24 protein-coding genes and 1 pseudogene are annotated in these 26,791 nt (G+C 44.8%); 15 read left to right on the plus strand and 10 right to left on the minus strand.

Annotated elements, in window-relative coordinates; genetic code table 11:
- Positions 1–12 precede the first annotated feature (12 nt).
- The 6 genes and pseudogenes from B7988_RS14880 to rffA form a co-directional block, all read right to left on the minus strand.
- Positions 13–192 (minus strand): glycosyltransferase, encoded by a 180-nt coding sequence (locus tag B7988_RS14880; RefSeq protein ID WP_141225587.1) that lies wholly within the window; start codon positions 190–192, stop codon positions 13–15.
- Positions 183–1,454, minus strand: a complete 1,272-nt coding sequence (locus B7988_RS06605) for an ATP-binding protein (protein WP_088657294.1) — start codon at positions 1,452–1,454, stop codon at positions 183–185. Before B7988_RS06605 ends, B7988_RS14880 begins: the two co-directional genes overlap by 10 nt.
- A gap of 597 nt (positions 1,455–2,051) precedes the next feature.
- Positions 2,052–2,153, minus strand: a pseudogene (locus B7988_RS15445) (cell filamentation protein Fic); the annotation flags it as partial.
- Positions 2,154–2,161: 8 nt separating this feature from the next.
- On the minus strand, positions 2,162–2,560 hold the full coding sequence (locus B7988_RS06610; RefSeq protein ID WP_249268882.1) for a nucleotidyl transferase AbiEii/AbiGii toxin family protein: 399 nt from the start codon (positions 2,558–2,560) through the stop codon (positions 2,162–2,164).
- Positions 2,561–2,693: 133 nt separating this feature from the next.
- On the minus strand, positions 2,694–3,488 hold the full coding sequence (locus tag B7988_RS06615) for a type IV toxin-antitoxin system AbiEi family antitoxin (protein ID WP_170930557.1): 795 nt from the start codon (positions 3,486–3,488) through the stop codon (positions 2,694–2,696).
- 502 nt (positions 3,489–3,990) lie between these two features.
- Positions 3,991–5,124: a dTDP-4-amino-4,6-dideoxygalactose transaminase gene (gene rffA, locus B7988_RS06625; protein ID WP_088657298.1), complete on the minus strand. Its 1,134-nt coding sequence runs from the start codon at positions 5,122–5,124 to the stop codon at positions 3,991–3,993.
- 52 nt (positions 5,125–5,176) lie between these two features.
- Here rffA and B7988_RS06630 point away from each other — a divergent pair, with 52 nt between their 5' ends.
- From B7988_RS06630 to B7988_RS06645, 4 genes are all read left to right on the plus strand, one after another.
- Positions 5,177–6,418: an ATP-grasp domain-containing protein gene (locus B7988_RS06630; RefSeq protein ID WP_088657299.1), complete on the plus strand. Its 1,242-nt coding sequence runs from the start codon at positions 5,177–5,179 to the stop codon at positions 6,416–6,418.
- A 110-nt stretch (positions 6,419–6,528) separates the two neighbouring features.
- Positions 6,529–7,668: a Gfo/Idh/MocA family oxidoreductase gene (locus B7988_RS06635; protein WP_088657300.1), complete on the plus strand. Its 1,140-nt coding sequence runs from the start codon at positions 6,529–6,531 to the stop codon at positions 7,666–7,668.
- Entirely contained in the window at positions 7,669–8,589 is a 921-nt protein-coding gene (locus B7988_RS06640; protein WP_088657301.1) for a glycosyltransferase family 2 protein, read from the plus strand.
- Between the two features lie 8 nt (positions 8,590–8,597).
- Positions 8,598–9,449, plus strand: a complete 852-nt coding sequence (locus B7988_RS06645) for an ABC transporter permease (protein WP_088657302.1) — start codon at positions 8,598–8,600, stop codon at positions 9,447–9,449.
- A gap of 142 nt (positions 9,450–9,591) precedes the next feature.
- Here the strand turns inward: B7988_RS06645 and B7988_RS06650 are convergent, their stop codons facing one another.
- Positions 9,592–9,879, minus strand: a complete 288-nt coding sequence (locus B7988_RS06650) for a hypothetical protein (protein ID WP_073113580.1) — start codon at positions 9,877–9,879, stop codon at positions 9,592–9,594.
- A 629-nt stretch (positions 9,880–10,508) separates the two neighbouring features.
- On the opposite strand from B7988_RS06650, the gene B7988_RS06660 reads away from it, so the two are divergent.
- The 7 genes from B7988_RS06660 to B7988_RS06690 all read left to right on the plus strand — a co-directional run bounded on the left by B7988_RS06660 (position 10,509) and on the right by B7988_RS06690 (position 17,164).
- Positions 10,509–11,780 carry an ABC transporter ATP-binding protein gene (locus B7988_RS06660; protein WP_212668295.1) on the plus strand — a complete coding sequence of 424 codons (1,272 nt, stop codon included), beginning with the start codon at positions 10,509–10,511 and terminating at the stop codon, positions 11,778–11,780.
- Positions 11,780–12,520, plus strand: coding sequence for a hypothetical protein (locus tag B7988_RS06665; protein ID WP_088657304.1), 741 nt, complete (start codon positions 11,780–11,782; stop codon positions 12,518–12,520). The genes B7988_RS06660 and B7988_RS06665 overlap by 1 nt, the downstream gene beginning before the upstream one ends.
- A gap of 117 nt (positions 12,521–12,637) precedes the next feature.
- Positions 12,638–12,997 (plus strand): DUF4062 domain-containing protein, encoded by a 360-nt coding sequence (locus B7988_RS15275; protein WP_249268883.1) that lies wholly within the window; start codon positions 12,638–12,640, stop codon positions 12,995–12,997.
- Entirely contained in the window at positions 12,945–13,391 is a 447-nt protein-coding gene (locus B7988_RS15280) for an ATP-binding protein (RefSeq protein WP_249268884.1), read from the plus strand. Before B7988_RS15275 ends, B7988_RS15280 begins: the two co-directional genes overlap by 53 nt.
- Positions 13,378–14,826, plus strand: coding sequence for a glycosyltransferase (locus B7988_RS06680; protein WP_170930558.1), 1,449 nt, complete (start codon positions 13,378–13,380; stop codon positions 14,824–14,826). Before B7988_RS15280 ends, B7988_RS06680 begins: the two co-directional genes overlap by 14 nt.
- Before the next feature lie 54 nt (positions 14,827–14,880).
- Complete coding sequence (locus tag B7988_RS06685) at positions 14,881–15,972, plus strand: glycoside hydrolase family 99-like domain-containing protein (RefSeq protein ID WP_088657307.1); 1,092 nt, start codon at positions 14,881–14,883, stop codon at positions 15,970–15,972.
- Positions 15,973–15,985: 13 nt separating this feature from the next.
- A complete protein-coding gene (locus tag B7988_RS06690; RefSeq protein ID WP_088657308.1) occupies positions 15,986–17,164 on the plus strand; it encodes a glycosyltransferase family 4 protein in 1,179 nt (392 codons plus the stop codon).
- Position 17,165: 1 nt separating this feature from the next.
- On the opposite strand, the gene B7988_RS06695 is transcribed toward B7988_RS06690, so the two are convergent.
- Entirely contained in the window at positions 17,166–19,091 is a 1,926-nt protein-coding gene (locus tag B7988_RS06695; protein ID WP_141225588.1) for a haloacid dehalogenase, read from the minus strand.
- 43 nt (positions 19,092–19,134) lie between these two features.
- Here B7988_RS06695 and glf point away from each other — a divergent pair, with 43 nt between their 5' ends.
- Both glf and B7988_RS06705 read left to right on the plus strand, forming a co-directional pair.
- On the plus strand, positions 19,135–20,247 hold the full coding sequence (glf, locus tag B7988_RS06700; RefSeq protein WP_088657310.1) for a UDP-galactopyranose mutase: 1,113 nt from the start codon (positions 19,135–19,137) through the stop codon (positions 20,245–20,247).
- Position 20,248: 1 nt separating this feature from the next.
- Positions 20,249–21,229 (plus strand): glycosyltransferase family 2 protein, encoded by a 981-nt coding sequence (locus tag B7988_RS06705; protein WP_170930559.1) that lies wholly within the window; start codon positions 20,249–20,251, stop codon positions 21,227–21,229.
- Positions 21,230–21,242: 13 nt separating this feature from the next.
- Here the strand turns inward: B7988_RS06705 and B7988_RS06710 are convergent, their stop codons facing one another.
- Positions 21,243–22,379, minus strand: coding sequence for a glycosyltransferase (locus tag B7988_RS06710; RefSeq protein WP_088657312.1), 1,137 nt, complete (start codon positions 22,377–22,379; stop codon positions 21,243–21,245).
- A gap of 26 nt (positions 22,380–22,405) precedes the next feature.
- Here B7988_RS06710 and B7988_RS06715 point away from each other — a divergent pair, with 26 nt between their 5' ends.
- The gene (locus B7988_RS06715; protein ID WP_088657313.1) at positions 22,406–24,067 is read left to right on the plus strand and encodes a hypothetical protein; all 1,662 of its coding nucleotides are present in this window, start codon (positions 22,406–22,408) and stop codon (positions 24,065–24,067) included.
- Positions 24,064–25,314 carry a hypothetical protein gene (locus B7988_RS06720; protein ID WP_088657314.1) on the plus strand — a complete coding sequence of 417 codons (1,251 nt, stop codon included), beginning with the start codon at positions 24,064–24,066 and terminating at the stop codon, positions 25,312–25,314. Before B7988_RS06715 ends, B7988_RS06720 begins: the two co-directional genes overlap by 4 nt.
- 6 nt (positions 25,315–25,320) lie before the next feature.
- On the opposite strand, the gene B7988_RS06725 is transcribed toward B7988_RS06720, so the two are convergent.
- Positions 25,321–26,769 (minus strand): sulfatase-like hydrolase/transferase, encoded by a 1,449-nt coding sequence (locus B7988_RS06725; protein WP_088657315.1) that lies wholly within the window; start codon positions 26,767–26,769, stop codon positions 25,321–25,323.
- Between the last annotated feature and the right edge of the window lie 22 nt (positions 26,770–26,791).

Below are 26,791 nucleotides of genomic sequence, written 5' to 3' on the forward strand. Positions count from 1 at the left end.
GGGAAAATCCGCTTACAATTGTGGCTTGTTTGTGATTGATCCCTTAATTTCTTTAATCACATACTGCGGGGAATCATTGATGTAGATGTTTTTCTCTTTTTGCGCTAATCTCTCGATGACGCTCCACACGTTGTCGGGACTGCTGTCGTTCACCAGCACAATCTCGTAACGGTAGCAGGGAATTACATCCACGACGAATCCATTAAAAAATCAAATAGACCAATGGTCAAAATACCCTTTTCGTCGTAATAAGGCTTTACGACATCTTTTACCACGATTATCTTCTTGAATCCGTCTGATACGCTTTCGAGAGACTTTGTTTCCTGCTCCCGTTTTTCTGCATCGCTCATTTCAAATGCAGACTGGATGTAGTAGCGTTGGCTACCCTTGTTTGCAACAAAGTCAATCTCGTAGTATGTTCGTTCAGTTACTGAACGTTTTTCAACTACACCCACATCGACATTAAAACCCCGATAACGCAGTTCGTTAAAAACGACATTTTCCATAATGTGGTTTTCTTCCATTTGTCTAAAGTTCAGGCGCGCATTACGCAACCCGACATCTTCGAAATAGAACTTATTCGGGGTTCCTATGTATTTCCGTCCTTTGACATTGTATCGGTTGGCCCTGCACAAGATAAATGCGTCTTCTAAATAAGAAATGTAATTGGCGATAGTCTGTTCGCTGACATCCGAATGATAAATGCTTTTGAAGGAACTGCTTAATTTATGAGGATTAGTCAACGAGCCGATGCTAGAGGCCAGTATGTTCACCAGGTCGTCTAGTTCAGCACTCTTTCGGATTTTATTCCTATCGATAATATCCTTGATGTAGGTTTCTTTAAAAAGACTCTTTAGATAAGTTGACTTTTGTTCGTCGGTTTTCAATGAGGGTACAAGCGGCAGCCCGCCATATGTAACATACTCGGCCCATCCATGGTATATATCGCCATCAAACGCCTGCATGTATTCGGAAAAACTAAACGGAAGGACGTGGATTTCATCCCCGCGCCCCCTGAATTCGGTCATCACATCAGTCGACAAAAATCTGGAATTGGAACCGGTTACATATATGTCGATATTGAGGTTCCGTAACAGCCCGTTTAACACCCCGTATATGCGTAACGGCTTGTTCGGATGTTTCAATTCATCTTCGCTGATGGCGTACTGAATCTCATCCAGAAACAGATAGTATTTTTGCGATGGGTCAGGGGTTTTCTGTTGAATAAATTCCAGGAGTCGAGAGGGGTCTCGCAGTTCAGACAGTTTCTCATCGTCCAGCGCGATGGAAATAATGGAGTCTCGCTCCACGCCCGTCTCTAAAAGGTAACCGTAAAAAAGTTCAAAAAGTAGATACGACTTTCCAGAACGACGAATGCCCGTGATAACTTTCACCAGCCCGTTTCCCATGCGGTTTTTTAGAGATTCTATGTACCTTGGTCTTTTTATCTTCATGCTTAATATTTTTTCTTAATTGCCTAATATGTACACTAATATAAACAAAAATTCCTATGAATGCAATAATTTGCGTAATATTTTTGACGTAAATGACAAAAATATAAAATAGCATCTCGGTTTTCTGACCATCACTGAAAAAGGTTGACACTTTTTAGGTGATTTTACTGACCGGGTTGACAGTTTCACTGTTTTGGTTTACACCATTTTCCCGGTACAACTGATCCGGTTTACAGTTCAACCGACTGGGTTGTCACCGCCGACCGGACATTGTCAATACTTAAAGAAAAAATGAACTATAAAGAATTTCTTTATAGTTGCCTCTGTCAAGTCTTTTTTCTCGATTTTTTCTAGCCCGCCGCCTCTGTTGATAACACCGACAAGTTTAGGCCTATTTCGCATTTTTTATTTTTTTTAAATATTGCGAAATACACGTTTCGGATGAATAAGCGGCGAAAGCACTTTTGAACAATGCCACTTAAGGTGTATGTTGCATTTTATCCTGTTTTGTTTGGCGGCCACACGCTCTTCGCTTTATATTCTGCCATGGCTTCCATGAGCTTGTCAAAGTCGCCCTCGGCAAACGCCTTGGCGATTTCGGTAACCTACCGCGATAATGGCATCGAGATTGTAAATATTGGTATTATAGTTTTAGCCATCGGCGGCAGTTGTTTCCATTTTGGAAACAACTACTTTTTTGATAGATATCACCGTCTTCGACCGGGAAGCCGATCAATAAAAGTTTCCCGGACCATCTGGAAGGCGCGTTCCGGATCAAACTTGTCCGCATCCGGCCGTAGCAGCAGTTCGGTATCGCCCAGAAATTCGGGATCCTGCATTTTCAATTCCATATTCTGCATGAATTGCTTGTAGCTAGGCGGCTTTCCTACAGAAAAACCCATATACCGATTGTAGCAGTCCATAACTTTTTGCGCATCCACAGATCCTTTATCGAGTGCAACCTGTAAATCAAACAAATCGCGGCCTTTCTTGCGCTGGTACAGAGCTCGGAGTTTTGTTCCAAGTAATTCTTCAAACGCATAAGTCGTAATTTCGCAGTCGCCTCTAAACCAATTACTTTCCACATTGAACGGTTTCTTGCGCAAGCCAAGAACATTGAAATGCTCGAAGCAATTTATTTCAAGCCGAAAAAGAATAGGCTTTATCGGTCTTGTTCAACCATCGCAGGATCGTTCCACGGGGCTTGTTCTGCCCAAGCCATAATCGAAGCACGATCTATCATAAGTCATCCACCTCGATGTCGATGTTGCCGTTTACGTGCCAGCGGTTTGCCGGAGCGCCCGCTCTCCGGTCGTGGTCATTGCTCAACAAGATACTGTTCCAGGAGCCCTGCGTCTTCAACACCTGGAAAAGCGCGTCGGCCTGATCTTGCCTAGAAAGCACATACTCGAGCAAATAGCCGAATCGCTGAATCGTTGCGACAGTTGTGAACCGCAAAAGTTCACCCATCTTTTCCATATCCACAGAATCCATGAGTTCCGCCAACACCGTGGCAACACGCTGATAACCGCCTACATGCGACGCAAACTGCACAAGATCTACCGCAGTCAGTTCCGGCCCCGAATAGCGAAGCGTTCCAATCTCGGCATTCTTCTTCATCACAAATGCTTCCGGGATTTCTTGCCGGTAGTTCCAATCTAGCAGGGAATTCTTGCCAGACTCCTTAATTCGCGGCACAACGGTCATTACTTGCGTCTTCATAGCCCGCTGGTGTGTGGCACCATGCATGGACGCAGCCGACAACAAACCCAAGTAATAGGGCTTGCCGACATACTCCATAAGACCATCAACGTAATAAGCAGGAGGTATTACCCCCTTCAACTGATACTGGACCGGTACAATGACATAGAAACCACGATAAACCGACTGTACACGCCCTCGGGACACCTGACGCGACAGTTCCGTGTTTATGTTCTTGGAGGGGCGCTCCGCGAAAGCGTCCTTTACGTCGGCAACCGAAAACGTCGACTTGCCACGGATTTCCCTGCTATGTATCCATTCCGATATATTCATTTTGTTGCAAAAGTCAACATTTTTTGTTAAGTATAGCAACTTTTTAAATAAATATACATTCTTTTGGGGAGTAGCGCAAGCATTAATAGGACTATTCTTCATCTTTCACTCCTTCCCCGCCTACAGGCATAAAAAAGCGGGGCAAAACGGCTTTTTGCTCATTTGAGCACTATAAAATATAAATTCGCCGGAGGCATTTGTCAATACCTAAAATGGGAAAAACACACCACGTCGGGGGTGTTCTCGAAGCTTGCGTCGCAGCGGGAGTTCCTCTCGCCGGGGTACATCGCGTACCTCGCCTGCACGGTGGGCGTGCTGGGGATTTACGCGGTGCTGTGGCAGCAGATCATCAAGCGGATGGACGTGAGCCTGGCCTACATGTTCAAAGGCACGGGCGTGCTGCTCAAGGAACTCGGCACGTTCTTTGTTCACCCCCTCACTTACCCCCTCATTTGCCATGACATTTGCGCTGCCATGTACCATGACATTTTGCCGACAAGAATTACACGCCGAAGAATTCGTTCACTTTTTCGCAGACAAAGTCTATTTCTTCGGTTTTCAGGCCAAAGAACATCGGCAGGCGCAGCAAGCGATTGCTTTCGTTGGTAGTGTATTTATCTTCGCCGCTAAAGCGGCCATAGCGCAGGCCCGCAGGCGAGCTATGCAGCGGCACATAGTGGAATACCGCCAGAATGCCGTTATATACCAGATGCTTGAGGAGCGCCGTACGCGTCTGTAGGTCTTCAACCTTCAGGTAAAACATATGCGCATTGTGCTTGCAATGTTCAGGAATGAACGGCAACTCGACCAGGCCCTTGTCGGCCAGCGGCTGCAAGCGTTCGCGGTAAGCATTCCAGCTCGCCATGCGGTTGTCGTTAATTTCGTCGGCGCATTCCAGCTCCGCATAAAGGTATGCGGCGTTGAGTTCACTCGGCAAGTAGCTGGAGCCGAGCTCCACCCAAGTGTACTTGTCGACTTCGCCGCGATGGAACTGGCAGCGATTCGTGCCCTTCTCGCGGATAATTTCTGCGCGGTCGCAATACTTCTTGTCGTTGATGAGCAAGGCACCGCCCTCGCCCATGCTGTAGTTCTTGGTTTCGTGATAGCTGTAGCAACCAAAGTCGCCGAGCGTCCCGAGCGCTTTGCCCTTGTAAGTCGCCATCATGCCCTGCGCGGCGTCTTCCACCACGAACAGATTGTGCCGCTTTGCAATCTCGTTGATCTTGTCCATCTCGCAAGCCACGCCCGCATAGTGCACCGGCACAATCGCCTTGGTCTTCTCGGTGATGGCTGCCTCGATTAAATTCTCGTCCAGGTTCATGGTGTCGGGACGGATGTCCACAAACACGCACTTGGCCCCCTGCGACACAAACGCATCGGCCGTACTCACGAACGTGAACGACGGCATAATCACCTCGTCGCCAGGCTGAATGTCGCAAAGACGGGCAGACATTTCAAGCGCATGCGTGCAGCTCGTGGTCATCAGCGCCTTTATCGCACCGGTATGCTTTTCAAGCCAATCGTGGCACATCAAGTTGTAAGTGCCATCACCACAAATACGGCCACTTTCGACGGCCTGTTTTACATAATCGAGTTCGAGCCCCACGAACGGCGGCTTGTTGAATGGAATCTTCATAACGCAGAAAATATATATTTTTCAGGCATAAAAAAGATATATTGTTTGTACTATGAGCTTAAATAAGAAAATGTTGCTTCTCGGCGGCGGACACGCCGAAATTCCTCTAATCCAAGCCGCACACGAACTCGGCTGGTACGTGATTACCACGGGCAATGCCCGCGAAGGTTTGGGCCACCCTTACGCCGACAAGAACGTTTTTGCAGACTTTAGCGATAAAGATGCCATGCTGGAACTCGCGAAAAAAGAGGGCGTGCAAGCAGTTTGCTCAGGTTGTAATGATTTCGCCTTGCTCAGCACCGTTTACGTTTGCGAAAAGTTGGGACTCCCCGGCCACGATAGCTACGCTACAAGCCTCAAGATCCACCACAAGGACAAATACCGTGCACTTGCTACACGACTCGGCATCCCGACACCGCGCGCAATTACAGTCCGCACCTCGAATCGCACCGAAAACTGCGCCGATTTCGAAACCGCCATTGCGCAACTCACCTTCCCGATTATCGTGAAACCAGTCGACTTGACCGGCGGCAAGGGAATTCACCGCGCCGCAACCGCCGATGAAGCCCGCGAAGCATACAAAGACGCCTGCAGTCGCACACGCCAGGACCACATCGTGGTCGAAGAATTCGAGCAAGGTTCAAACCACGGGTTTTCCGCCATGCTAGTAAAGGGCAAGGTCGCATTCGCCTTCTCCGATAACGAACAGTACTACATCAACAAGTACATGGTCTCGGGCGCAAATTCGCCGAGCACCTCCAGCGACAAGACTCTCGCCATGCTCCGCGAATACAGCGAGCGCATCGCGCAGGAACTGCACCTGGTTGACGGCATTTTGCACATCCAGTACATCGAAAGGGCCGACGGCACGCCCATCATCATCGAAATCTGCCGCCGCCCTCCCGGCGATTTGTACATCAAGTTCGTGAAGTACGCGACAGGCGTCGATTACCCGAAATTCATCGTACAAGCGGAAACTGGCGAAGACATCTCCAGTATCGCCGATGTACCTACACAAGGTTTCTGGCTGCGCCACTGCATTATGGCCGATTGCCAAGCCGGCGAACGGACCGTGTCGGGCGACATCTGCGAAGGCATTGTCCGCGACGTCACCTTCGCACCCGAAATCCAGGGCAACATCGTCGAAAAATTCCTGTGGTACAAACCCGGCGAAAAAATCGACGACAAACTCCTGTACAAGGCTGGCATCGTCTTCTTTAAATTCGACACACTCGCCGAAATGCAGGACAAAACCGCCCGCATGACCAAACTCGCGAAAATAGTGGCAGAATAAGCCCAAATGTCTTCCCGGCCTCAGAGCCGGGATCTCCCTTTTTGAAGAAAAAGAAATTTTTCTTAACATAAATTGCACGTTAAGTTTAAAATTATCCTATATTCCTTTTCATGAAGAAGGAACCTTACCAGATTGCGTTTATCGGGGGCGGAATCAATTCGGCCATCGGCGAAGTCCACAAGGCAGCAAGCCAGATGGACGGCCATTTTGAACTTGTAGCGGGCGCATTCAGCACCCACGCCGAAACCAACCAAAAGACCGCCCGTACCTGGGGCGTCGCAGACGAACGCACCTATGCTGACTACCACGAACTCTTGAAAGCCGAAAAAGGCAAGCTCGACGCCGTCGTAGTGCTCGCGCCGACCGACTACCACAAAGACATCGTGATTGACGCACTGAATGCCGGCTTCCCCGTAATTTGCGAAAAGTCGCTCGCCACCAGCGTTGCCGAAGGCGAAGCCATCGCCAAGGTCGTCGCCAACACCAAAGGCTTCTTCTGCACCACCTACAACTACACCGGCTACCCCATGGTGCGCGAGCTCAAGCAGTTCATCGCCGACGGCAAGCTCGGTAAAATCCAGCAGGTGCAAGTCGAAATGCCACAAGAAGGCTTTATGCGCCTGGGCGCCAACAACGAACCGCCCAAACCGCAAAGCTGGCGACTCAAGGACACCGTAATCCCGAAAATTTCGCTGGACCTCGGCAGCCACCTGCACAACATGATTTACTTCTTGACCGGCGAACGCCCCGAACACATCGTGGCCGACCAGACCACCTTCGGGCTTTTCCCGCAGATTGTCGATAATGTGGGCGCCCTCGTGCAATACACCAACAATGTTCGCGCACAAATCTGGTTCAGCAAGACCGCACTCGGCAACCGCAACGGTCTGCGCATTCGCGTGTACGGCAGCGAAGGCAGCGCCGAATGGTTCCAGCTGGAACCCGAAACGCTCAAGACCTGCGACCTGCGCGGCAATGTGAGCCTGCGCGACCGCACCGGTGATGTGAAAATCGCGAACCAGCAACGCTACAACCGCTTTAAGGCAGGTCACCCCGCCGGGTTCATCGAAGCATTCGCGAACTACTACAAGGACATCGCCGACTGCCTCGGTCAATACTTCGCGACAGGAAGCTTTACAAGCCAATATGTATGCGGCATACACACCTCGCTCGAAGGCCTTGCCATGATGCAGGCCGCCGCGAAGTCCGCACAAAGTAACAAGTGGGAATCCGTTCAGCAAAGGTTTTAAATGAAGCTCTCTTTTGTAATCCCCTGTTACCGCAGCGAAAACACCATCGAAACTGTGGTGCAAGAAATCCGCGAAACCGTGGCAACGCGCCCCGGCACTGACTACGAAATCGTGCTAGTGAACGACTGCAGCCCCGATGGCGTATGGCAAGTCATCAAAAAACTCGCCACAGCTGACAACCACATCAAGGGAATCTGCCTCGCCAAGAACTTCGGGCAGCATAGCGCCCTGATGGCAGGCTACGGTCAAGCAACCGGTGACTACATCATCAGCCTCGATGACGACGGGCAAACCCCTGCAAGCGAGAGTTTCAAACTTTTAGACAAACTAGAAGAAGGCTATGACGTCGTTTACGGCTATTACAAGCATTCAAGACAGCACTTGTTCCGCCGTTTTGGCACCTGGGTCAATAAGAAAATGGCCGAAGCCATCATTGGGCAGCCCAAGACGCTCCGCACCACGAGTTTCTTTATCATGCGCAAGTTCATTGTTGATGAAATTGTGCGCTATCCCCACCCATTCGCCTACATTAGCGGCCTCGTTTTCCGCGCCACCAAGAACCTCGGCAATGTAGAAGTACAACACCGTCACCGCATCGATGGAACCTCCGGCTACACACTCGCAGGTCTTATCGGGCTTTGGATCAACGGCTTCACCGCATTCTCCGTCAAGCCACTCCGCGCCGCGACCTTTATCGGAGTCATCTGCGCCCTCGTAGGTTTTCTTGCAGGCCTCTACGTTGTTTACCAGAAATTCCTCAATCCCGAAATTCCCGTAGGCTACACCAGCATGCTCGCCACGCTCCTGTTCGTTGGCGGCATGATTATGCTGCTGCTCGGGCTCATCGGCGAATACGTAGGTCGCATCTACATCAGCATCAACCAGTCGCCGCAATACGTGGTGCGGGAACGGACTTTCTAGGCGGCTATATGCAGACAAGCGAATGGACCACCGTCATCAAGCCCAAAGCAAGCCTACTCTCGGTAGACTTTGGCGAACTTTGGCAGTACCGCGATTTGTACCGTATGTTCGTAAAGCGCGACATTGTCACTTGGTACAAGCAGACCATTCTCGGACCGCTGTGGTTCTTTATCCAGCCTATCATGACCACCATCATGTTCATGGTCGTGTTCGGCGGCATCGCCAAAATCAGCACCGACGGGCTCCCGCAACCGCTCTTTTACCTCGCGGGCATTTGCCTGTGGACCTACTTTTCGGAATGCCTGAACCAGACCAGCAAAACGTTCATTGAAAACGCGAACATGTTTGGCAAGGTGTACTTTCCGCGACTTGTCGTGCCACTTGCAACTGTTACCAGCAACCTCGTGCGACTCAGCATCCAAATGGGACTATTCCTGATTGTGTTTGCGTACTACCTGATATTTACTAACGCCCCGGTACACCCGAACATTTACCTGCTGCTCACGCCCGTACTCATCGTGCTCATCGCAGCGCTCGCACTCGGCTTTGGCGTGCTATTCAGCAGCCTCACCACCAAGTACCGCGACCTGACATTCTTGCTCACATTCATTGTGCAGCTTTGGATGTACGCAACACCGGTAATTTACCCGCTCAGCACCATCGAAGACCCGCGCCTCAAAATGCTGATGCAGGCAAACCCGCTCACCAGCATCATGGAAACCTTCAAGTTCGGCATGCTCGGCGTAGGCGAATTCAGCTGGGCCGCCCTCGGCTACACAGCCGGTTTCGCCGTCTTCATCCTTGCACTCGGCGTAATCGTTTTCAACAAGATCCAGCGCACCTTCATGGATACGGTGTAAGTTGTCAAATTCGACCACTTTAAAGAAACATCGCAAAGTATATCGGCAAATACAAGACCGCACCTTTTTGCACCACATTAGGGCTATTGGACACCCCAGTAAGGATGCCGACATCGTTGATTGACAGCATGTGGTGATTAGCCTACACCGCGACCTTGAATACGATACCACCCGTCACGTAACGGTGGATGATGGAATTGATGAGTGTCTGGTAAGGCATGCCCGCGGCCTTCGCCATTTTCTTGATGCCGTTCAGATCATCGAGCTGCATACGAATAGTGATGTTCTTCGCCGAAGCAGACATAATGTCAGCCCGAATCCGTTCTTCCTCTTCGTGCGAAAGCGGAACTGTTTCGTCATTTTCCACAGCTTCCATCAAAGCGCGTTCTTCGTCATCTATCGGCTCATCTATGAATTTCGAGTTCGCCATTTTCAAACCTCCTTTGATACAAACGGCTTTTGAAAGCTGTCTTAAGGAAATATGTTCCATCGTTTTCCTCAATAAACGGAACGCAATGAACATACCCATCCACAAGGACAAGAAACATTCTTTGACCCTTATGTTCTGTTTGGTTATTAACCATCCTAGTGACAAATCGGCCCGCAAGGATTTCTTGCCTTACTGATTCCATATCGATGCTATGCTTCTGCTTGACCACGAGAGCCTTCCCCGAATCAAACCGCACTTTCATCTCTATACTTATAATATACATAATTTACAAATTCCCGTCAAGTATAATTCAATCGTTTTTGCCCCGCGAATGATGTTACATCCGCGACTTGAGCAGGTCTTATAAGGGGAATTCTAGGCTTCTTGACCGACACAACGGTCACGCTTTCCTTCATCTTTCACTCCTTCCCGCAAACAGGCTTGAAATTGCGGGTCTTCAAACGGTTTTCGCAAGCTAAACTACTCACTTGAGCACTAATATAATTTTTTAGGGCATCATTGTCAATAGGTTTCCGACTTTTTTCACCGGGCCTCGGATGCCGCAATTTCGCGCATTTTTGGCCTGCATCACACCCCGCGACCCGCTGATAATCTATATTACTTACATAATGACTACCGCGATCGAGTTCGAGAACATCAGCAAGCAGTACCGCCTGGGGCTAGTGAGCACCGGGACGCTCAGCCACGACCTGAACAGGTTCTGGCAGACCAAGGTGCTGCGCCGCGAGGACCCCTACCTCAAGGTGGGGGAAGTCAACGACCGCGCGCACAAGGGCGCAAGCGAATACGTGTGGGCCCTCAAGGACATCAACTTCAAGGTGGAACAGGGCGACGTCGTGGGAATCATCGGGCGTAACGGCGCCGGCAAGAGCACGCTCCTCAAGCTGCTGAGCCGCGTGACCGCCCCCACCACCGGCACCATCCGCGCACGGGGCCGCATCGCGAGCCTCCTCGAAGTGGGCACAGGATTCCACCCAGAGATGACCGGCCGCGAGAACATCTACATGAACGGCGCCATCATGGGCATGAGCCGCGCCGAGATTACCCGCAAGCTCGACGAAATCGTGGACTTTAGCGGATGCGAACGCTACCTGGACACCCCCGTGAAACGCTACAGCAGTGGCATGACGGTGCGCCTCGGGTTCGCCATAGCGGCACACCTGGAACCCGAAATATTGGTGGTGGACGAAGTGCTGGCCGTGGGCGACGCCGAATTCCAGAAGAAGGCCATCGGCAAGATGCAGGACGTAAGCCGCGGCGAAGGCCGAACCGTGCTGTTCGTGAGCCATAACATGGGCGCAGTGAAGAATTTGTGTAAGACCGGCGTGTTGCTTGAAAACGGGATGATTCGCAATACCGGGAATGTTAACGAAATTGTTGATGAATATTTGACACAAAACCAAAATATCGGTCAAACAGACTTCAATCAAAGCAGCCAACGATATGGCAATGGACTTCTAAAAATCAAAAAATTACAATATTCGGATTCTTCAGGAAATGTCACAAGCACATTCCGAGTCGGCCAAGAAGTCTTCGTCAAAATCGCATTTGACATCAACAAGTCCCTCGACGGCGTCACCGAATCTTATATAGATATCGGAATAAACAACGAAAACAGCCATAGAGTCGCTTGGCTCAGTTCTAAGATTTTCCAAAAGGCTCTAGATTACAACAAAAAAGAACTCGTTATAAAGATTCCGCAAATGATGCTCAACCAAGGTAGCTATGACGTCAACCTGCATTGTGCTACAAATTTTGGAGTATCCGACTGGTTGCGGAATGTCGGACATTTTGAAGTTGTTTTTGACGATTTTTTCAAAACAGGTGTAAACATTCCCGATTCACAAGGAAGCACTGTCTTAAATTTTGAGGTTGTATAATGGGATTAAGAGACAAAATTAGAGATTTTTTTCTCGACAAAAGCGGAATTCGCGCAATTTTGGAAAGTCAAAACCTACAAAACAGAATGGCGCAGGAATCCCTTGCGGCAATAACCTTTTCCAACGCCGTACAAAATTCAGAATGGCTGAAATATAAAAGTTTCTACCCCGGAAGATGGGCCGTCGAATACACCTTTTTGCTCACATTGTTCCGCATTTTTGAGCATCACAAGTTTACGAATCTCCTAGAATTCGGACTTGGGCAGACATCCCGAATGGTCCATCAATATGCGGCATTTCACAATGTACCAGCAATCACCGTAGAACACGATACCGAATGGATTGAATTTACACGCAAGGACACCCGCAACGCTTACCCGATAAACGTAAAGGTTTTGCCGCTAGAAATGGTCGACTATAACGGCTATAAAACAAGAACCTATCAAGGCGTTAAGACCGCATTTGAGAACCAAAAATTTGACTTCATCCTTGTCGATGGCCCCTTTGGCTCCGAGCATTATTCTCGTTCGCAAATAACTCAACTCGCAAAAGGCAATCTTGCTGAGACGTTCTGCATCATCATTGACGATTGCAACCGCATTGGCGAACAGGAAACCGTTGCAGAAGTGGAAAAAGAACTGAAAAGCAGGGGCATTAAGTACGCCATTAATAAATATTATGGATTGTCTGATTACGTAGTGATTTGCTCGGAAGATTTGAAGTTCTTGGCAAGTTTATAATTAAGCATCAAGACAACATCGCCAAGAAAATGAATGCCGACGCTCACAAATCGAAGTAAACCCGCCCCTATTGCCTAAACCGCCACATAGAATGTATATTTCCGGTGAGGAATAGCTATGCCAAAGAAAAGAATTTTCATCAGCAGCGTCCAGAAAGAGTTTGCGGAAGAGCGCAAGTGGCTTTTCGACTATTTAATGGATGATCCCATACTATCGAAATTCTTTGTGCCGTTCATTTTTGAAGATTACCCTGCAACAGGGCGTTCGACTTCAACAGTGTATCTGAAAGAAGTTGAAAAGAGCGGTATCTACCTTGGCATTTTTGGTGACAAATACGGCTTCCAAAACAAGGCTGGGCTTTCCCCAACGGAACAGGAATACAACCTCGCCCACAAACTACACAAGCAACGCCAGCGTACAAGTGATGCTGTTCAAAAACCGTCTCGAGATTTGGAATCCAGGACAGTTGCCGTATGAATTGACCACGCAACAGCTTTACAAACCTCACAAATCGCACCCCAACAACCCATTGATTGCAGAACCCCTGCTGCGTTCGGGGTTCATAGAAAAGGCTGGAACAGGCACCGGCGAAATCGTAAAACTTTGCCTACAGCATGGCCTGAAAAAGCCCCTATTTGAGCAAGATGGCGACTTCAAGGTGATTATTTGGCGACCTGTCCCCCAAGATGTCCTTGAAGATGCTATAATTGCCGCAATAAGAGCCAACCCCAAAGTGTCTCGTGAAGAAATCGCCCAAAAAGTCCAAGTTTCTTCGAAAACTATTGCTCGCAAAATGAACAAGATGCGCGATAAAATCAGATTTGTGGGCCGCGGCTATAGTGGTCACTGGGAAGTGGTTGAGAATTCCTAACCAATCCATTCCCGTTCGGGAATATTTTCGTCATTTTCTCCAATCCGCCCTGTATTTTTCCCGTTCGGGAATATTATATTTATGGTATGAATGTTCAAAATCCCGCAGATTTATCCAAAACCGTAAAAGGACGCCGCAAAAGCCTCAAGCTGACGCAGGCCGAATGCGCCTCGTTTTGCGGCGTCGGGCTTCGCTTTTTCTCAGAGCTAGAAAACGGCAAGCAATCCCTACACTTGGGCAAAGTGATGCAAGTTTTGCAAATGCTGGGTCTCAAAATACAAATTCTGGAAAACGAGGGAAGCTAATGAAAATTTTATACCTTATTTCCGAAACCAACATAAGCGGGTCTATTCTTTCTTTTTTGACCTTAGTTGACTTCGTAAAACAGAAAGGCGACACTCCATTCGTTATAATCCCCAACAACAACATTAATTTTGTAAATTTTCTCAAGTCCCAAAACATTCCCTTTTTTACCATTCCATTAATTTTCCATTGTTATCCTTCAAAAAAGTGTGGACATTGGGCAAAGAGATTCTTACTTACTTGTTTCATGTTATTCCGCGAATTTCAAAATATACGACGACTCAATAAAGTAATAAAAGATATTAAACCAGACATTATTCACACAAACGTAGGACCATTAACAACAGGACACTATGCTGCAAAAAAAAATGGCATTCCCCATATATGGCACATTCGCGAATATGGCGATTTAGATTTTGATTTAAAAATTTTTCCGTCAAAACAATATTTCCACAAATTACTGAATCAGGACTTTGTCATCTCAATAACAAAAAAATTGTTCGAATACAACAAGTTAAAGACAAATTCAAACGCGTTTGTCATATACAACGGTGTCAGGGGAAAAGACGACATTCACTATGTTTTTCCAAAAGCAAAATATTTTCTTTGTGCCAGCCGAATAAGTCCAGAAAAAGGGCACCCTGACATAATCATAGCATTTTCAAAATTTCATAAGAACCATCCAGAATATAAACTTGTTATCTTGGGGGATGGCAACCACAACTACATCGAGACCTTAAAGAGATTAGCAAACGAGCACAACTGCTCAGACGCAATAATCTTTAAAGGGTTTGTTTCAAACGTATCTGATTATATGCAAAAAGCGACCGCTCTGCTGGTAGGATCACATTTTGAAGGATTCGGAAGAATGACCGCAGAAGCATGCTTCGATGGTTGCATTGTCATTGGAAAGAACTCGGGCGGAACTCAAGAAATTCTATCGCAAACTGGAGGTTTTTTATACAACACGCCCAATGAGTTACTCCATTTCATGGAAAAAACAGCTACATTTTCAGCAGAAACATACCATTCTATCGCAAAAAAAGCACAAGAAACAGCACAAGAGATCTTTTCTGTCGAAGGGTATACCAAAAAAATTTACTCTATTTATACTAGAGTTCTGAAAACATGACATTTGGCATTCTTCGCCATTTATTGCCGAGATTGTCAAAAAAGGCTCGTTCAAATGGATAAACCACTCATCATAGCCTACTACCTTCCTCAATACCATCCCATTCCTGAAAATGATGAATGGTGGGGCAAGGGCTTTACAGAATGGACCAACGTCGCTAAAGCAAAGCCCCTGTTTAAAGGGCATTATCAGCCTAAAATTCCGGCAGATTTGGGTTTCTATGATTTACGTGTGCCGGAAGTTCGAGAACAACAAGCAGAATTAGCACGTGAAGCTGGCGTAGACGGTTTCTGTTACTGGCACTATTGGTTTGGTAACGGGAAAGAGCTTCTTGAGCGGCCTTTTAAAGAGGTCGTTGATTCTGGTAAGCCAGATTTCCCCTTTTGCCTTGGGTGGGCGAATGAAAGCTGGGAAGCCAAAATTTGGAACTCTGATGGGGTAAATTCAAGAAAAATACTCATTGAACAAACTTATCCAGAAGACACCGAAATGCATTTTTACTCTTTATTAAAGGCTTTTAAAGATTATCGATACATCCGGTACGAAGGAAAACCCGTTTTTTTAATTTACAAGCCACATCAACATCCCAACATATCCCATTTCATAAGGAAATGGAACGAACTTCTACAAAAAGAGAATATCGGCGAGAAATTTTATTTTGTTGGGGTTTGCGAAGATGCAACAATTGATCAAACAATGTGTTGCGGATTTGACGCTGTAATTACAATGCCCTTTAGCCGTTACGAAAAGGCATACATGAAGCACAATTATTTTTACCGGGTGTTCTCTCATTACTATAGATTATTTTTTAAACGACCCTTGCTGATATCATATTCCGAGGGAATGAAGTATATGTGGAATCCGGAAATAGACGCAAAAGAATATGTAATTCCTACATTATTTCCTAATTGGGATCATTCCCCCCGCAGTTTGACTGCTGCATCGATATTAGTAGGGTCTACACCAGATGAATTTGAAAAGCATTGCGAACGCACACTAAAAGGGGTCTTAAAAAAAAGAAACAAAATTGTCATTCTAAAGTCCTGGAACGAATGGGGTGAAGGAAACTACATGGAACCTGATTTAAAATACGGTAAGGGATATATTCAAGCTTTAGCACAAGCTATAAAAAACATTTTCCAATAAGGTTTTTATTAGGATGACAGTCCTCTATATTTTAGATCCCGCAATCATCGGGGGCGCAACTAAGGCCTTTCTAACCTATGTTAGCATTCTAAAAAACAAAGGCGTTACACCAATTGTATGTACAGCGAACAAAACCGAACTCAACAACGAATTGAGTTCTATGGATATTACCAATTTCCCCATTTGGCACAATGAGATGATAACAACTTGTACTCGTAATGGCACCGGAAAAATAATTTGGTGGTCGCGACGTTTTCTGCCGTATTTGATACGAGACATGCTTGCCATAATAATAATTCGTCGGAAGATTAACATTAAAGACGTAGATATCATTCACACAAACTCAACTCGATCTGACGTTGGATTTTTCTTGTCAAAGATTTTCCATAAACCTCATATAGTACACATAAGAGAATTTGGGGACATTGATTATGGTTGCAAGCCACTCAATCCCTTTTGGAAGCTATACTACAATAAATTTTCAAATAGGTTCTTGTGCGTTTCAAAAGCTGTAATGGACCATTGGGTTGCAAAGGGGATTGATTCATCTAAATGCAAGTTGTTATATGACGGCATCGCATACGAAAACATTCCAGAATCTTCTGATGAATCAAAATATGACGAAGTATTTAAGATTGTTATGAGTGGAAGCGTCTTGCCGACCAAAGGTCAATATCTTGCAATAAAAGCTATAGGCTCTCTCCCCCCAAAAATAAAAGAACATATTTCTCTTGATTTCATCGGTTGGATCACGGAATCTGAACGGAGGAGACTTGTATCCTTGAGTAATGAGGCCGAACTAATCAATCCCATTAGATTCTGGGGCGCTCGAAATGATGTTTTGCAATTATTAAAAAACTATCATATTGGATTAATGTGCTCTAAAAGTGAAGGTTTCGGATTAGTAACAGCAGAATTCATGTTCGCTAAACTTGGAATTATCGCATCAAATACAGGAGCAAGCCCTGAACTTATTGAAGACAATATTTGCGGTCTTAATTTTGAAGTTGGAAATTACAAATCACTAGCAGAAAAAATACAATGTTACTATTTCAATCGAGACCTTATAGTATCACACAGCACCGAAGCGAAAAAAAAAGCTCTACGCTTATTTAAAGCCCAAACAAATGCGGACGGCATCTACAACACCTATATAGACGTAAAACATATTGCAGACGAGCCCAAGGTTTAATCTACATTCTATTTTCCCACCATAACCGCAGTCTATTCGCAAATGCTGTTTGTGACGTGTATTTATACAATTTGGTAAAAATGCTTGCAAACGGCCCAAAAGTTATCTTAATTGCGGCTTCAACCCATATCATGGAGGCGGGAATACCCCATATGCATAAGGCTAGCATATCTTTTAACGGCAATCGCCGAACCATTTTTTCATCAACGCCATAATTATCAAAATTGATTCTCTTGAAGAAATTTATGCAGGCTTTTGACGGATTAGCAAGAATTCGTGACATATTACTTAAACCACAAAGGCAAAAAATATCATCCAATGCAGCCGACGAAACAGAGGGCATTACATCAAGTTCGTTTCCAAAAATCCGCACCATTGATTCATTCAACAGTGCTAACGAATTTGCGGATTTATTTGCGTCTGCTTCTACAGGAATAATCTTGCTAAATTCTTGTTTAAGGCCTATTGCGGGACCATTGAAATTTATCGATGCGTATTCTTCAAAAAATAGATAGCCACAAGAATTTTTTGAAACATCAGACCACTTATTATATATAAACAGTAAATCATTTGGATCGCCGTAAATCAATTTTCTGTTATACCCAAAATAAAATGTTGGAACAGAATCGATTCCTTCTTTCCGCAAAATATAATTGATAATACATCTGCAAGTGCCAACCCACCCTAAATCAACCAATGCTGATTTTTGTTGAATAACGCCTTCTTGGCTAAGATATTGTAGAAGAAGTCTTCTTTTTTCCTTAGAAATTTTTTTTATTAATTCAACATCATTTTCTTTTAAAGAATCAATAAATTTTTTTCTGCGGTTTATTCCATTCAGCGAAAAATCAGGCGCATAATTTTTTTTTGTTGAATCAGACAGCTCTGCATATTCAATTCCTATATATTCTAGAGCGTTTATGACTGAATGATAATGGATGTCCTTTAAAACCAAATCAAACTCGTGGTCGTCTACATCATAAAATACGCAGGGATATAAAATTCTTCGGTTAAGTTTCAAATATTGACAATTGATTCCCTCAGATTCTTTTTTTAAAGCGCTTGCAATTTTCATGAATATATGGGAATCCCGTGCTAAAAAGTAAAGAGTCTTAATCCCCTTCGCTTTTGCAGTTCTTAGAACATATATTACATAAGGAACATATGCGCTTGCAATAAAATCAACCGCCATTGTTGCCGCAAAACTTTTTTCATTTTGCAAACGAGTTAATCGGCACAATCCCGCCCACAATTCAATTTCATGCTTATGAGGATAAAAACAGGCATTATCAAGCCAGTATTTCTCTTCATCCGTAAAATCAGTATCACTTATTAAATTAGCCTTAATCCCTTTTAACCTCGGAACACGATAGTCTGAACATTCGTTATCGCCATAATGAATCCACTGTTTGGCTTTAGTTCCCGTTTTTTCAAAAACTAAATCAAATAATTTTCCGCTATATTTAGTCGCTTTGCAATCGGCAGAAACAAAAATTTTTTCATCGTCTCTGCAAAAATTAAACTTGACAAGGATTTTCTTTATGAATTCCGTTGGAAGATACATATCCGAAATAAAAACTACGACAAAACCTTTCTCACGATATTCACTCACTATTTTTAACATTTCTGGATTCGGAAATAGTTCTTGCTCTTCTATCTCCATTTCCAAGTTCATCACTTGTTCTTTTTCAAAACCCCATTGAGTTACATCTAATTCGTCATAGATATCACTTAATGTGGGGTGAAGAATCCTTTGGTTAACCTTCTTTTCCGCCAACGACCTATTTCCAACAAAAGACAAACGACCACGGTCATCTTCTTTGTCGAATAATTTATCGGCCATTAAGTCCCATATTTTATATGGCAAACCACAGCGTCGAATTAAACATGTGTCAAAAACATCAAATGATACATGATCTCGTTTCATAAAGGCCTCTAGTTCTCCTTGAAAAATAGATTATATTTAGGATATGTTTGATTACCTCATCATCGGCGCAGGCCTTTTCGGAGCAACTTTTGCCAATTTAGCCAAGAAGGCAGGCAAAAGCGTTCTCGTCATTGACAAACGCCCGCACATCGCAGGAAACTGCTACACAGAAACCATTGAGGATATCAATGTTCACAAGTATGGAGCGCACATTTTCCATACCTCTAATAAGGATGTCTGGAGATTTGTCAATTCTTTCGTTGAATTTAATCGCTACACAAATTCCCCTATAGCCAAGTCAAAGGGGCGGTATTACAATTTGCCTTTCAATATGAACACATTCAACCAAATGTGGGAAACGGCGACACCAGAAGCGGCAAAGGCAAAAATTGAAGAACAAAAAGCGGAAATTCTCAAGCTACTCAAAGGGCGCGAGCCAGAGAACCTTGAAGAGCAGGCACTAAGCCTTGTGGGTCGAGATATTTTTGAGACGTTAATCAAGGAGTACACCGAGAAACAGTGGGGGCGCAAATGCAACGAACTCCCGGCGTCCATCATCAAGCGCCTTCCTGTTCGCTATACATTTGACAACAACTACTTCAACGATTTATACCAAGGCATTCCCTGTGGTGGCTACACACAACTAGTCGCAAAGATGTTGAATGGAATCGAAGTCCGCTTGAATACGGATTTCTTTGAGCATCGCTCTGAACTAGACTGTGTTGCTGAAAAAATCATCTACACAGGGCCCATTGACGAATTCTTTGATTGCCAATTTGGAACTTTAGACTACCGTTCCCTGCATTTTGAAACGGAAGCTCTTGACAAAGACAATTTCCAAGGGAACGCAGTAGTGAACTATATTGACGCAGATATTCCCTATACTAGGATTATCGAGCACAAACACTTTGAGTTTGGTCAACAGACAAAGACCGTTATCACGCGCGAATATCCCCAGGCCTGGAGTCTTGGCAAAGAGCGTTACTATACAGTCAACGACGAAAAGAATTCCGCCCTATACGCAAAATACAAAGCATTAGCGGAACGGCAATCTAAGGTCATTTTTGGCGGGAGACTCGCCGAATACAAATATTACGACATGGACGATGTCATTGAACGAGCAATGGCCGTCGCAAAACGGGAATTGGGGATTTAAGATGTCAGAAAAACTTCTATCCGTAGTCATCCCCACTTACAATATGGAAGCTTACTTGCGCAGGTGCTTGGATTCCGTTACTCGCGACGATGTCCCCTCTAGTTTGGAGTTAATCGTCGTCAATGACGGAAGCACCGACGGCTCTCTCGCCATCATGCAAGAATATGCAGAAAAGCGCCCCGACATTGTAAACATCATTGACAAGCCAAACGGGCACTATGGGTCTTGCGTGAATGCGGCTCTCAAAGTTGCGACGGGGAAGTATTTCCGTATTCTAGATGCCGACGATTGGTTTGATACAGATGGATTGATAACAATATTGAGAAAAATTGAAAAAATTAACTCCGACGCTATTGTTACTCCATACCGTAAGCACTATAATTTTTACAGTAAAACATTTTATGCGAAAAAAATAGAATATGAAGTTGAATATGATATTCGCAAAGATAAAATTTGGAAGAAACTGGATTCCAACTATTTCATAATGCACTCCGTTATTTACAAATTAGATACGATAAAAAAATCTAAATTAAGAATGACCGAAGGAGTGTGTTTTACCGACTTTGAATATTTAATCTATCCCGCAAGCAGCACCTCTTATATCATATTCTTGAAAGATGTTTTATACAACTACGATCTTACTAGGGACGGTCAATCTATAGACCCAAAGGAAATATCAAGAAATTACAATGATTTGGCAACAGTCATCAAAAACATGGTTGATTCTTTCCCTGTTTTCTCAGATTTTGCAATTTTTCTAACAAACAACATACTGGTATTCTTTTACTACCGTATGCTATTTCTTTGCGTAGATGATTCCAAACTTAAGGAAATTGACGGTCTTTTAAAAAAATCTAAACCCGTTTTTTTCAGAAATTTAAACAAAAAGTTGCTTGGAGCACCTTGTCTGTGGCGTCTTTTTGGAATACACTTTCTTTTTTATGAAAAAATAAAGAAAAGACTAGGCATTGATAGAAGATAACTTTCCAACTGAACTAATCGGATTTATAAATACGCGCCAATTTGGAAAACGAACAGTTAATATTATATTCCTCGTTTTCCAATAATCGTCGCCTTGCGCTTCCAGCAATTGGACAAGATGTTATTTTTGTCGTCCATTGCGAGATGCTGAAAGGGGTTTTGCAGAACAATTGCTGCAGAACACAAACTTCTTTAGGAACAGCCTCACTAACAACACAAGGCAAACCATTGTATTGCGCTTCTAACAAAACAATTCCCAATCCTTCCCACAACGACGGGAAAGCAAATACATCCATTGCGCTATAAAACGGGGCTGGATCTTTCTGAAGTCCTGCGAATATTACAGACTCCGCTAGTCCCATGGTTTCAACCTTTTGTCGAGTCTTTTCTTGTAGCGGTCCGTCCCCAAGCAAAAGCAACTTTGCATTCACCCTTTGCTTATGGAGTTCCGCAAAAATATCTATTAAGAATTCATGATTCTTTTGCGGGTAAAAGCGGCCAACGTGTCCCACAACAAAATCATCATCCTTAATTCCGTACTTCGCACGGATTTCATGGCGAGCGGATGCGCTAAACTTAAAACGTTCCGGATCAATGGCGTTAGGCAGAATCGTCACCTTGCCTTTTTTCACGGCACTTTTTCCCCAACCATTGATGGCGGCAGCTTCGCCGCAGGCTAACCAATGGGTGGCAAAGAGTTTGCAGGGGATGTGGAATAAAAAACAAAGAAAATTCTTTACAAGGTGGTTCGGCAGGTTCACCAACCTTGTTTTCGGCCCTTCGACGGGTTCTTGAACAGTATAAGCCTGATGGTGGTGGGCAATCCGTTTTTTGACCCCGGCGAGCATCGCCAACAAGCACACGTAGCTGTTCATGAACCAGTCCAGGTGGCTGTGGACTACATCGTATTTGCCTTTTCTAAAGATTCGGAACATCGTCCACAGATGCTTTAGCGGATGATGCACCTTGTCGGGAATCTGGATGCAATTGATTCCGGCTTCGTTGAATCGTTCCAAAATTTGCAGGTTCGGTTCGTACTGGTACAGCAAATCAAAATGGATATCGCGCATGCGGGAACAATAGTTCAGAACCACCTGTTCCGAACCGCCGCCCACAATCCCGTGCAGCACCTGACAAACGCGAATACTCATAACAGAAATAAATATATATTTTCCACATGTCTTTTAAGCGAGCTATAACCTATTCCGTAACCATCAACCTGTTTTTCTTGGCGTTGTGCCTGATTTTTGGCGACCTCAAGTTCGGGGCGATTGACGACTACTTTATGGCGGCTAGGTTAACCGGCGCGTTAGGCACGAATTACAATCCGCACCTGATTTTCGTGAACGCCATCTACGGCTACGCACTGTTGCCATTGTATCACCTTTTCCCGAAAATTGGGTGGTACTACATTGGCGAGATGTTCTCGGTTTTCCTTTCGTTCACTGTCATCGGCTACGTGCTGCTACAGCGCTGTGGCGAGCGGTGGGGGGCGATTCTAGCCGCGCTGTTTACGGCTCTGTTCGCGAGCGATTTTTATTTGGTGGTGCAGTTCACGCAGTGCGCCTCGATACTGAGCGCAGCGGGGATGCTGCTATTCGCGTATGGGGTGGTTGAAAAACGCGCTACCGCACCTTTCGTTCTCGGCATAATCCTAATGCTGTGGGGTTCGGTGATGCGGTGGCAAGCCTTCTTGATGGGGATGCCGTTTTTCTGCCTCGGGATGCTGTTCATTTTCAAGGACTGTTGGAAAGTCAGGTGGCGGGTTATTGCAGGGCTAGCAATCCTGTTCGCAGGCGCTTTCGCCATGCACAGTTGGGACCAGAAAATTTACCAAGCCCCAGAATACGCCGACTTCGTTAAGTTCCAGGGGCCGCGAGCCACATTGGGCGATAAAGGCAATTACAACAAGAACGCAGTTTACGAAGATGCTGAAGAACTTGGATTAAGCGGGCAAGACTACCACATGCTCAACGAATGGATATGGTACGACACAGAAATTTTTTCCGTTGATAGCCTAAAGCGCTACACGGATATGATTCCGCCCTATATGGAAAAAATCCATGCACGAGAATTTCCCCGCAAAATACTTAACGCCATAACGCACGCCTCCCAAGCGCCGCTATTCTGGACATGGGCTTTTTTCTGCCTTGCGCTATTTCTCACCCATCGGTCAAAATCACTTTATATTTGGGCTAGTTTTGCATTAATTATTGCATTCATGCTCTATCTGCTATCCATGGGGCGACTAGTCTATCGAGTTGAAAGCGGTTTTTGGCTCTATTCAGCAATTCTTGCGATTCCACTATTCGGCAGATTTACATTTAACATAACTCCAAAGGCTGTCGCCTTAGTTATAACCATTATTTGCCTTTCCAACATTGCAACCTATGCCTCTTCCGGAAATATTGTTCGCGATCCATCTTCAGGCGAAAAAAGAACCTTAGTAAGCAAGGACTCTACAGACTACAGCCAGGTCTTTGAATACATTGACCAAAATCCGGACAAGTTATTCCTATTGAGTATGGACGCCTTTATGAAATTCAGCCACCACAAGAATCCCCCTTATTTGGCTGAATCGGTCGGGAGCTATCGCAGAACTGTATCTTTAGGCTATTGGACGCCGTATCTTCCTGAAATAGAAACAACTCTGCGCGACTTTAATGTCACAAACCCGATAAAAGATTTAATCAACGACAATGTTATAGCCCTTGACGCATCTCATTTATCAGCCTTTTTACAAAGACATCACTACGACAGTGTCGCCGTAGACTCCTTAAAAACCATCGGGATAATGAGTTTCTGTAAATACAGGCTTGTCAACAAGGAGGAGCAATGAAGAAAATATTGTACCCCTTGGCGGCGAGCGCTCTTATAACGATTGTTCCCTTCTTGCTTACGTTCGAGAAGGGGCAAGATATTGTTCGCGGACTTTTCGGATACGGGTACTTTGCGTTACTACTGCTTATCGTGTTTCTCAAAGATGTACTTCAAAAAAAGATGCCCGCCTGCGCGGGCATGACAATCGGATTCAGGGCGCGCAAAATTTTAGCATACGTACTCCTTCTTTTCGTTTCAATCATTGTGCTCTTTACCATCGCCTGGCTTGACCTGCAAAACCTGTTGGCTATAAAAGGCTGGGACACAGGCTGGTACGGGATCCTTCCTTTCGTCACCTGTGGATTCGCAATCGCCGTAATCTGGAAAATCCCTACATTCAGTTTAACAAGCATCAGCCTAGTTCTTTTCGCAACGTTGGTAACACATTTTGCCGCATTCAACCTCTTTCCTTCACAGCCTCTAGCACAATTCCCCGCAATAGATTATTTGGCCCGCTCAGCACCGCAACCGCCCCAACGCAAAGAAATAGACGATATTTTTAAAGACAAGTACATAGTGTCCGATTCTGCCAGCATAACACGAAATTATGTAGACACGGCAAGAAGCAATGTCATTATTCTTGTCGAAAGTTGGGGCGTTCCACTTGATATAAATCGTTTTGAAAAGCAGCTAAAAATATTTGATGGGACAATCGCCGCTGCCGGGAGCCATCATCGCATGTACAGCAGAACAAAAACTGCGGAACGCGAGGACCTCATATACAAAATTCACCGAGACTCAAGTGGTCATCGCGACACGACATTTTTACCCCAAGTTTTCACTGAAAAGAATTATAAGACAACATTCCTTTTCGGGGGCAACAGCTTAGAGCACCAACGTTTCAAATACATTCATAATTTAGGATTTGAGAATGTCCGCTTTAAAGAAAACTTTTCTGATGTCGAAATAGTCAATCAAATAGACAATCTACTAAACGATTCCTTAAAACAATTTATTGTATGGACCACAAGAGACACGAAGTTCCCTATAGCCGAATCAAAGTCCATTTATTATGCGAATGCAGATGTGGTTGATTCAACATACTCATTTCATCTAGAAAAGACACTGCAATCGATTGCAGGCCTTGCGCAAAAGCATCCTGAAGTTCGATTCATTATTCAAGGCGACCACAACCCCATACTTTCCCCCCTCAAATTCCAAGAAAGATTTTACAAAAGATGGGTACCTTTCATTGCATTAAATTAAGACAATCTAGTTCAAAATCACCAATGGGACCCATCTAAAATAAAAGGACTGTACAAAATCCGATTGCTCAAGCGACCCCATCGGACGATGATCTCCACGAATTACAAAACGATAATTCGGATACTTCTGAGCCAGTAGAACCAGATATCGAGCCGTATTCTGTTGTAATGTAAAGTATGTACAGTCAACGTCAGAAAGGGCAAGAGATTCACAAGCAATCGATTTTTCTCGAATCTTCGCAAATTCATACGGTGGATGGGCATCAAGAGTCGTCCAATAAATAAATTTAGGCAATGAATCCGCAAGCAACGAATCTATAAAGACTGCTACAGACGAATCACAAATACCTTTAAATCCATATTGACAACTCGAAAAATTTCGTTCCTCAAAATCTTTTTTAAAAAGAAGGTGATCGAAACCGAATTTATCATAATTCTCATCGCGTTCGTAGAAATCTCCATCATATCCATGAAGGAACCATGTTTCTAATCCATTTGCTTTAAATTGTTGAGGAACTATTTTTTCATTTAAACTTCCTTGCGGAGCGCCAAAATCCTCCCATTCAGCCCCCTGTGTATGAGCCGCATCGCGCGGGAAGAGCCCAATAAAGGAAATTTTTGAATTTTTATACGGTGCAAGCAAAGAATCCGTATAAGCAATAGATTTGTTAACGCCAAAACTTTCAACGAGCACAACAACCGTTGGCTTTGAAAAATCAGTAATCACCGATTTTTTCTTTTCCCAGATAGAAAATGCCGCCTTAACGTCTTCTTGCAGATACAAGTTATGCCCGATAATCCCAGGAGTACAAAGTCGCCACATCCATTTTTTTACTGAAAAATCTAGAATGGGCTGTTTAAGCTGCAACGCACTCACGCTAAAATTAAGTCCAATTACCAAAGTCGCAATGATATACACCGTCAAATGCGAAATTTCCAGTCGTTTTCCCCACAAAATTTTGCGAGCAAAAAAAGTTTCCAATAAGATTTGCAATAACGGTATCAGCAAAAAAAGACACGGTCCCCACCAAAAGAACCTAGCCAACTCCCAAACATCTGACAAAGTAAGGACAAATGTTGCATAAAAGAAATTTGCCCAATCAGCAATCGAAGAAAACAAGGCAAGCACAATGAATGCTGGCAACAAAAATTGGCGATTACGCGGAATCGCAGCCGACAAAACAACTAGGATGAAGACAATTCCTGCTGTAGCATAAGCGTCAATAGAGTTCGACGCAATGGCGTAAATCCATACGATGATGACAAACGGCATTTTCCATAAAAACTTTCCCCGTGGCAATAAAAAGAACAGCAGCAAAAAGAGCACATCAACGGAAAAGAATCCATGCCCTTGCGGCGTAACAAACAAGAAAGAAGCTACGCCAGTAAGAAAAGACGCACAAACAGGGATAATAAAGAAATAAATTTTTCTCATTGACGGAAGAACACTCAGCATTTATACGAAAAAAAAGAACCCC

The organism is Fibrobacter sp. UWB1, from assembly GCF_002210325.1.
Lineage (GTDB): Bacteria > Fibrobacterota > Fibrobacteria > Fibrobacterales > Fibrobacteraceae > Fibrobacter.